Origin of the sequence: Actinomadura sp. NPDC048032, assembly GCF_040653175.1 — a bacterium.
In the GTDB taxonomy this organism is placed as follows: Bacteria; Actinomycetota; Actinomycetes; order Streptosporangiales; family Streptosporangiaceae; genus Spirillospora; species Spirillospora verrucosospora.
The window spans coordinates 1-2,278 of the sequence record NZ_JBEZJP010000715.1 but is presented as its reverse complement, the minus strand read 5'-3'; the positions used below and the strand labels follow the sequence as shown (position 1 = coordinate 2,278).

2 protein-coding genes are annotated in these 2,278 nt (G+C 73.2%); one reads left to right on the top strand and one right to left on the bottom strand.

Annotated elements, in window-relative coordinates:
* Window positions 1-585: AAA family ATPase (locus tag AB0C69_RS41435; RefSeq protein ID WP_360362226.1), on the top strand; the 585-nt coding region annotated here is incomplete at its 5' end.
* A 67-nt stretch (window positions 586-652) separates the two neighbouring features.
* Here the strand turns inward: AB0C69_RS41435 and AB0C69_RS41430 are convergent.
* On the bottom strand, window positions 653-2,143 hold the full coding sequence (locus tag AB0C69_RS41430) for an alpha/beta hydrolase (RefSeq protein WP_360362223.1): 1,491 nt from the start codon (window positions 2,141-2,143) through the stop codon (window positions 653-655).
* Between the last annotated feature and the right edge of the window lie 135 nt (window positions 2,144-2,278).

Here is a 2,278-nt window from a genome sequence, read left to right as displayed (position 1 = left end):
CAAGGGCAGGTGGTGGAGGCGGCACGCGTCGACCTGGTCGGGCAGTACGTCGGGCACACCGCCCAAAAGACCACCGAGGTGTTCCAGCGCGCCCGCGGCGGGGTCCTGTTCATCGACGAGGCCTACACCCTGTCCCGCCCGGGAGGATCAGGTCACGACTTCGGGCAGGAGGCCATCGACACCCTGGTCAAGCTGATGGAGGACCACCGCGACGAGGTCATCGTGATCGCCGCCGGATACACCAACGAAATGGAAGGGTTCCTGGCCACCAACCCCGGCCTGGCGTCCCGGTTCGCCCGCACGCTGACCTTCCAGCCCTACCCCGTCGACGGCCTGGCCTCCATCTTCGTCAAGAAGGCCGAAGGCGCCGACTACCGCGTCCCCGAACCCACCCGCCAGGCACTCACCGTCTACCTGAACACCCACCGGGACCGGTTCCGCGAAGGAAACGGACGCGAAGTCGACAAACTCGTCCGGTCGGCCATCACCGCCCACGCCCGCCGCACCGAACAACTCGCCAACACCGGGATCGAACTCACCACCGAACAACTCGCCACCCTCCTCCCCGAGGACATCACCCTGTAGCGTCCCGCCCCGGCCCTTCCGCCGATGGGCCGAGGCGCACGCCACCGCCTTCGCCTGATCCCGGCCTCTACTGCGCCGGGCAGGTGGTGCCGGGCGGGGGGAGGGTGAGGCTGGTCAGGTAGGCGTCGATCGTGTTCTGCATGCAGGGGCCGCGGCCGTAGCTGCCGTGGCCCGCGCCCGCGTAGGTGAGCAGGCGTCCTGCGGGGCCGAGCTGCCGCGCGACGTTCTGGGCCCAGGAGTAGGGCGTGGCGGGGTCGTGGACGGCGTTGGCCAGCAGGATCGGCGCGCTGCCGCGGACGCGCAGGCGGTGCTGCGGGTTGCGGACGGGCTGCGGCCAGCCGAGGCAGGCGGAGATCGCCATGACGGGACGCGCGAACGTCATGTCGGGGGCGACCTTCTCCGTGCGCCGCATGAGCCTCGCGTACTCGCCGTAGTCGCGGACGGGCAGGCTCCAGTCGGAGCAGAACTGCGCGGTGAAGGGGTCGGTGGCGGTCTCCTCCGCCTTCGGCGCGGCCGCCGGACGGGAACCGGCCCTGAGGGGCGGGGCCGCGTCCAGCGCGGCCAGCTTCGACGCCAGTTCCGCCCAGTCGGGGCCGTAGAAGCTCTTGTAGGCCATCAGCACGAGGCCGAACTCCGGCAGCGCGGCGCCCGGGGACGAGGGGTCGGGCAGCTCCCCGCGGGCGGCGCGGGCGCGCAGGTCACGCCAGACGGCCCGGACGTCCTTGCCGTGCAGGGCGCAGTCCTGGCTGCGCTCGCACCAGGCGGCGAACTGGTCGAAGGAGTCTTGGGCGGCGGCCAGTTCGGACGTCAGGAAGCGCCGGGCGTCGGGGACGCTGTGGTCGTCCACGCTCTCCAGCACCATCGCCCGGACGCGCCGCGGGAACGTCTCGGCGTACATCTCGCCCAGCAGCGTGCCGTAGGAGCTGCCGTGGAAGGTCAGCTTCGGCTCGCCCAGGGCGGCGCGGATCGCGTCCACGTCCCGGGCGGTGCTGAGCGTGTCGGCGTGGTCGTACAGCGGGCCGGTGCGGGCGCGGCAGTCGGCTCGCAGGCGCGCGTTGTGGTCGAGGGTCGCCCGGAAATGCGCCGCGCTTTCGATCACCGGCGAGGGGGCGGCCCGGAGCAGGTCGGCCGAGCACGTCACCGGATGGCTGGCGCCGATGCCGCGCGGGTCGAAGCTGACGATGTCGAAGCGCCGGCGCAGTTCGTCGCTGAACCGGTCGATCCCGCCCGTGAGCCTGGTGACGCGCTGGACGCCGGAGTCGCCGGGACCGCCGGGACCGAACACGAGCGTGCCGACGCGCGCGTCCGGGTCGAGGGCCTTCCGGCGCGCAATGGCGAGGCCGAACGCGGGGCCGTCCGGCCGGGACCAGTCGATCGGCAGGCGCAGGGTCGCGCACTCGGCCTTGCCGTCGTCGCCGCAGGCGCGCCAGTCGACGGCCGACGGCGAGCGCGGCGCGGCCGGCGCGGGCGAGGCGGTTGCGGGCGCCGCGACGCCGGCCAGCGCCACGGCTCCTGCCGCGGCCGCGCCCAGGAGGGCGAGCCTGTTTCCGCGCAGCATGAAGGTCCTTCCGGTGGGGGACGTCAGAGGCCCGCGTCCTCGGAGGCGGGCGACGGTCCCCGGCCCGGCCGTGACCGGGGACCGCTGACCAAGAAAAAATGGCGGTCCCCCGCACCCCACCAGCGTGATCAATGC

What these genes read in the sequence shown, in the direction of transcription:
- AB0C69_RS41430 (WP_360362223.1), bottom strand. Translation starts at nt 2,143, where the DNA reads ATGCTGCGCGGAAACAGGCTCGCCCTCCTGGGCGCGGCCGCGGCAGGA.